Source organism: Eubacterium pyruvativorans, from assembly GCF_900102225.1.
Classification (GTDB): Bacteria; Bacillota; Clostridia; order Peptostreptococcales; family Anaerovoracaceae; genus Aminicella; species Aminicella pyruvativorans.
In genome coordinates, this window is record NZ_FNBF01000044.1 from 1 (window position 1) to 5,679 (window position 5,679).

Below are 5,679 nucleotides of genomic sequence, written 5' to 3' on the forward strand. Positions count from 1 at the left end.
CACGACTCAGAAAAACGCTGTTCCAGATCATGGATGCCATGCTCAAGCTTGGCCCACGAGAGGGCGACCCTGTCAGCCAGTTCCTTTTCAAGAAGAAGTCGGAAGGTAAACCCTACCTTGTCTACATGACGGCAGGTGCCAATAAGTTCCTTCGGGTTTACTACGGCAAGGTAAAGGAATGTCTACGGGGTCAGGCTAGATCAGAAGCCTGACTGCATCTATCCATAGGGACAATCTGAGACTGCCTGAATGAAGACAGTCTGGTTTGTTGTGCTCATTTTCATCCCTCCAAATTCTTGTGAATTACACTTGACTTTTACTTAGCAGGCTCCTACTTTGCTATCTTCTGGTCGCCCGTAGACCAGACATGTTTTTCTTTTGCGGCGGCCGGTTTGTTCTGTGCCATAACTCCAGCCAGCGGATGTGGCACATAAGGCTCTTCCAGATACAGAATCTCTTCTGGTGTCAATGAAAGATCCAATGCCTTTACCGTGCCTTCAATATGGTGAAGCTTTGTCGCTCCGACCACTGGGGCGGTCACCTTTGTGAGCAGCCACGCCAGTGACACTTCCGTCATGGTCACGCCGTGCTTTTCGGCAAGCTCAGCAACACGGGAGATGATCACATTATCCTGTGCAGCTGTCGCATCATATTTGAACTTCGCATAGGTATCTTCTTTTGCTCGCTTTGTTCCGCCTTCCCCCGGGCGTCTCGATAGTCTTCCGGAAGCAAGGGCGCTGTAGGGAGTAAGAGCGATATTCTCTTCATTGCAGTACGGCACCATTTCCCGTTCCTCCTCGCGGAAGATCAGGTTGTAATGTCCCTGGATGGAAACGAACTTCGCAAAGCCTTCTTTTTCTGCTACAGCATTAGCCTTGGCGATCTGCCAGGCAAAGCAGTTAGAGATGCCGATGTATCTGACTTTACCGGCCTTTACGATGCGGTTCAGGCCGTCCAGGATGTCTTCGATTGGTGTCTGCCAGTCCCACATATGATAGATGTACAGATCCACGTAGTCCATACCGAGGTTCTTAAGACTGGTGTTGATCATGTTTTCGATATGCTGCTGGCCGGTAATTCCCCGGTCTATCTCTTCCTGGGTTCTTGGCAAAAACTTGGTGGCAACAACCACGTCGTCCCGCCTTGCAAAATCACGCAGGGCCCTTCCGACATACTGCTCGCTGGTGCCGCTCTGATAGGCGATAGCCGTGTCATAGAAGTTGACACCAAGCTCCAGACCACGCTTAATAATTTCTCTTGCATGTGCCTCGTCAATCGTCCAGCTGTGCTGACCGCGTCCGGAATCACCGAATCCCATGCACCCCATGCAGATCCGCGATACATTTAAGTCACTGTTTCCAAGTCTTGCATATTTCATGTGTTCAATCCTTTCAGCAGTCTTATTGCGTTTTCTCCGTAGATTTTTTCTCTTATTCCGTCATATCCTCCATGACCGGATCGCGGAAATCCATCCTCCTCCATTGGATCGATCCCCAGTTCCGACAAAGCCGCCCGGAAAGAAAACCATATGTATTGTTTTTACGGCAGCATCCAGTTTATCTTTTCCTCGAGTAGTCATCACAACCTTTGTCCCTTCTTCGGCAAAAAGCTCTGCCATCGTCTGTCCCATTCCATAACTTGCCCCTGAAATGATCGCTACCTTTCCATCAACATTTTTGCATCCATAGTTTTTGCCTCCTGTCACATACTCTCCCTAAGAATTTTCACTACTTCCTCATGGGTTAAGACTTTATATCCGCCATCCAAAATAATCGTGCCATCCGCTATGCCTTCTATCATGTCCTCCGTTACACCAAGTTCACTGATTTTAAGGGTGAGCCCCAGTTTTTTCATCCAGTTTTCCATCGCGAGAAGTCCTTCCTCTGCCACTTCCCTGTCTGATTTATCTTCCGCGCGGATGCCCCATACTTCCTCGGCAAACCTCTTAAACTTCTTCAAACCATACGGCATAATAAAACGATAATACGGCAGGGAAACTGCGGCAAGCGTCATGCCATGTGTCGCATCCGTATACGCTCCCACAGACTGCCCGATCATATGCACCATCCAGTCCGTCGATTTTCCTCTGGAAATCAATGTATTTAATGCCCATGTCGCCGTCCACATAATATTGGAACGCGCCTCATAATCCTCCGGATTCTCAAGGGCAATCAGAGAACTATTCACCACCGACTTCATAAGCGCCTCCGCAATATAATCGCTGGTATTATCATCCTCACCCGAAAAATACTGTTCACAGATATGGTTGAAAATATCATAGATGCCGGCAACCATCTGTTTTTTCGGAAGAGAAAATGTGTACTTTGGATTTAGAATTGAAAACTTCGGCATCACCTCGTCCCCAAATACATGACCGATTTTTAGTTTGCTCTCATGATTTGTGATAACCGCTCCGCCATTCATCTCCGAACCTGTTCCCGTCATCGTAAGAACACATCCGACCGGAACGATCTCACACTCCGGTTCCTCAAACCGAAGATAGTATTTTTCCCATGGATCTTCCTCGCAGTTTACCGATACGGATACGGCTTTTGCATAGTCGCAGCAGGAACCGCCACCGACTGCAAGCAAAAGATCAATTTTATTCTCTCTTGCTATCTTCACGCCCTCACGAAGCTTTTCCACGGTAGGATTCGGCATGACTCCCGCATCTTCAAAAATCTCTTTTCCATTTTCCTTCAAGATTCCTATGATCTCATCATAGATACCGTTTTTCTTGATGGAACCACCGCCATAGATCAGCTGTACATTCTTTCCGTACTTCGGAAGTTCCTCATTCAGATAACTTAAGGAATCCTCGCCAAAATACAGCTTTGTTGCATTGTGATAACTAAAATTTCCTAACATGATGTTCCCCTTTTTCTTTGCCTAAGATTATTTATCCTTTTTCTTCGGGATGGAAAACTGCACTTTAGTTTCTCTGTCCATCTCCTTTGTATATTTCATCATCAGAATCACATAATTCCCGCAGACAGCGATCAGCGCTCCGATCAGGAATCCGTCCTACTTTCTTTTCCTTAACCTTCATGCAGACATCTCCTTGTAAGCAGCTTACATAACATGATCAAGCCACTTTTTAATCTCCGTTTCATTCGGGCGGTTGATCTGAACGCCCTTTTCCCATTTCACATCACCTGTCACATTTTTATGCAGTGCAGTATCACTTCTCCCAACACCACTTCCTCCTGAAGTGCAGAAGGGGACAATGGTTTTCCCGGCGAAGTCATAACTTTCCAAAAAAGTTTCTATGATGCGAGGTGCAACACCCCACCAGATAGGGAAACCGATGATCACAACATCATAATCGCCCATATTCGGAACTGTATTTGCGATCTCCGGTCTTGCGGACGGGTCATTCATTTCTACGCTGCTGCGGCTCTTCCTGTTCATCCAATCCAAATCAGCAGATGTGTAAGGTTCTTTCGGCATAATATCAAAGAAATCACCGCCGCTGATACGGGCAATCTCTTCGCCGACACGCCTGGTCACACCACTTGCAGAATATACAGCCACTAAAACTTTCTTTGGCATTCTATACCTTCTTTCTATGCGTCTTAGACTCTGACATCACAGACAGAGCCTTGTCCCTTCGCAATTTTATTGATTCATCTTTCCGCAGTCGCCGACCTTCTCACCGGTCACAAAATACTCATAGGTCGGGAACTCAAAAAGTACTGGCTTAAAGGTGTGATAGTCGATCTTGCCTTTCTCATTCAGGACACTCTCCTCCGCATAGGTCGCAAGAATCTTGCAGATGAAGTGGTCAAAATGTTCCAGTTCATAATTGCCGTCAACTTCACATTCAATAGAAACCTTCGCCTCATCGATCAAGGGAGCGCCGTTTTCACCCATTGTCCATGCAAAGGCGTTAGATTTATCCACCTTATTGCCGCTGATGGTTCCCATCCGGTCCGCATCCTTCAGCCAGGACTCGTCGACCACATTGACGGAAAGCTTTTTGTTCTCACGGATGCCCTGATTGATGTAGTGTGCCTGTACAAGAGACACCATCAGGTGGCTGTGTGCCATGGTTCCGGCATGGGCAACAAGCGTCCAGGTCGGCTTACCATTTACCATTGCCCCTACCACGATGATCGGGCAGGGATACAGTGCGAGAGTTGCTCCGATATTTTTCTTGCTCATCTTATTTCATCTCCTTTTCCCAGAAACGGATCACTTTCAGTCCAAGATTGTCAGCCACTCTTTCCAGTTCGATAGTTTCTTCTGCTGTCAACGTTATGTTCGCAGCTTTAACCGCATCCTCAACATGGGCAGTTTTTGTCACGCCGATTTTATAGTCGCGTGCCCTTACTCTTTCAGCAGCCGGATCAGACAGCTGTAGGTGAGTTCGTAGACGCTTTGATATACATAGTTGATTCCGGCCTCCTTCATGGCCGCTCTCTGTTTTTCTGTGACTGCGGTGTATGGGTAGATTCCGAACATAAAGGGATAGAAGATATAGATGAAATTCTGAATGTCAGTCACTCCCATGTCCGGGCAGAACTTCTCCAGCAGCATGCACATCAGATGCATAGAGCGTCCATAAGACTGTTTGAAGGCAGTCAGAAGCTCCTGTCGGCTGTTTGCCTCCATATCATAGTTGTTCATGGAAAGGAGCTTTAAGAGCTGTTCACGTCCTGCAAGGGAGTTTGCAATGTGATCCGCCAGTTCCTTTTTCGTCAGCTTCTCATTCCCGTTCAGGATGGCAGTCAGATCCTCATTCCAACGGTCATATTCCCTCTGGAAAAGGCCCAGAAAGATCTCTTCCTTTGTCTCAAAGTAGTTATAAATGGTGGGACGGGAGAAGGATGTGATATTCCCGATCTCTTTAAGCGTGATCTCCCGGAAACTCATTTTCTGGTAGAGCTGCTCACAGGCATTGATAATCTCTTCCCTTTTCTGAACAATCTGTTCACGCGTCGCTTTTCTCATCTTATGTACCTTATCATTTCACACATTTCTGACACCGTGTCATCATAGTCAGTATATGCGTATTCTGACACTGTGTCAATATAATTTTATTTTATTCGTATGTGATTCTCACACTTCCAGAGATGTAATTCTGAAGCATGCAACGGACTGCCTGTGGAAAACTTCAAAACGTCATATCGATCGTCAAATTCCGCGATCCAGAACGCATCATCATTCAAAACGCATTTCTGTATCTTCTGACAAACGAGACATATCAAGCTTCGCGAGGATGAAGGTTGTAGCGTGAAGGAAATTCATGAAATGCTGGATCTTCCCAGCAACACAATCTATTCCGACCGCAAGCGGATAAAGAAGCTGGAAAGTGAATTCTTCAAAGAGGATTAACACGATGGGAGGCGGGATAGAGTACAATATTGTTCGCAAAAGTGAATAGTAGAAAAGCCATTGAGGCTCGTGTAAAATGATTAGCGACCAAACTTCTCATTCACAAAGGAGAACTCTCAATGGCTCACAATCAGATTAACACAAATCTCACGAATTTACTATTCAGCTTTATGAATCAGCCGGATCCCATGCTCAGCATGCTGGAGTGGCTCTGCAACCAGATGATGGAGGCAGAGGTCACCACGCAGCTGAATGCTGAGAAAAGCGAACGGACGGACGACCGCTCGGGCTACCGCTGTGGCTATCGTCCCCGTAAGCTGAATACCCGGCTTGGGACGGTTT

At 46.7% G+C, this 5,679-nt stretch carries 7 protein-coding genes and 1 pseudogene; 2 read left to right on the forward strand and 6 right to left on the reverse strand.

The window, feature by feature from the left end:
• A pseudogene (locus BLQ24_RS10245) lies at nucleotides 1–212 on the forward strand (IS110 family RNA-guided transposase); the annotation flags it as partial.
• Between the two features lie 119 nt (nucleotides 213–331).
• Here the strand turns inward: BLQ24_RS10245 and BLQ24_RS09740 are convergent.
• From BLQ24_RS09740 to BLQ24_RS09765, 6 genes are all read right to left on the reverse strand, one after another.
• Nucleotides 332–1,378 (reverse strand): aldo/keto reductase, encoded by a 1,047-nt coding sequence (locus tag BLQ24_RS09740; RefSeq protein WP_090164734.1) that lies wholly within the window; start codon nucleotides 1,376–1,378, stop codon nucleotides 332–334.
• Between the two features lie 60 nt (nucleotides 1,379–1,438).
• A complete protein-coding gene (locus BLQ24_RS09745; protein WP_143004293.1) occupies nucleotides 1,439–1,705 on the reverse strand; it encodes an SDR family NAD(P)-dependent oxidoreductase in 267 nt (88 codons plus the stop codon).
• Nucleotides 1,702–2,868, reverse strand: a complete 1,167-nt coding sequence (locus BLQ24_RS09750; RefSeq protein ID WP_090164735.1) for an iron-containing alcohol dehydrogenase — start codon at nucleotides 2,866–2,868, stop codon at nucleotides 1,702–1,704. The genes BLQ24_RS09745 and BLQ24_RS09750 overlap by 4 nt, the downstream gene beginning before the upstream one ends.
• A gap of 204 nt (nucleotides 2,869–3,072) precedes the next feature.
• Nucleotides 3,073–3,552 (reverse strand): flavodoxin, encoded by a 480-nt coding sequence (locus BLQ24_RS09755; protein ID WP_090164736.1) that lies wholly within the window; start codon nucleotides 3,550–3,552, stop codon nucleotides 3,073–3,075.
• 66 nt (nucleotides 3,553–3,618) lie between these two features.
• Nucleotides 3,619–4,164 carry a flavin reductase family protein gene (locus BLQ24_RS09760; protein WP_090164737.1) on the reverse strand — a complete coding sequence of 182 codons (546 nt, stop codon included), beginning with the start codon at nucleotides 4,162–4,164 and terminating at the stop codon, nucleotides 3,619–3,621.
• Between the two features lie 165 nt (nucleotides 4,165–4,329).
• Nucleotides 4,330–4,953: a TetR/AcrR family transcriptional regulator gene (locus BLQ24_RS09765; protein ID WP_090164738.1), complete on the reverse strand. Its 624-nt coding sequence runs from the start codon at nucleotides 4,951–4,953 to the stop codon at nucleotides 4,330–4,332.
• A gap of 503 nt (nucleotides 4,954–5,456) precedes the next feature.
• Between BLQ24_RS09765 and BLQ24_RS09770 the strand changes: the two genes are divergently transcribed.
• On the forward strand, nucleotides 5,457–5,679 hold a 223-nt coding region (locus BLQ24_RS09770), incomplete at its 3' end, for a transposase (protein WP_176755923.1).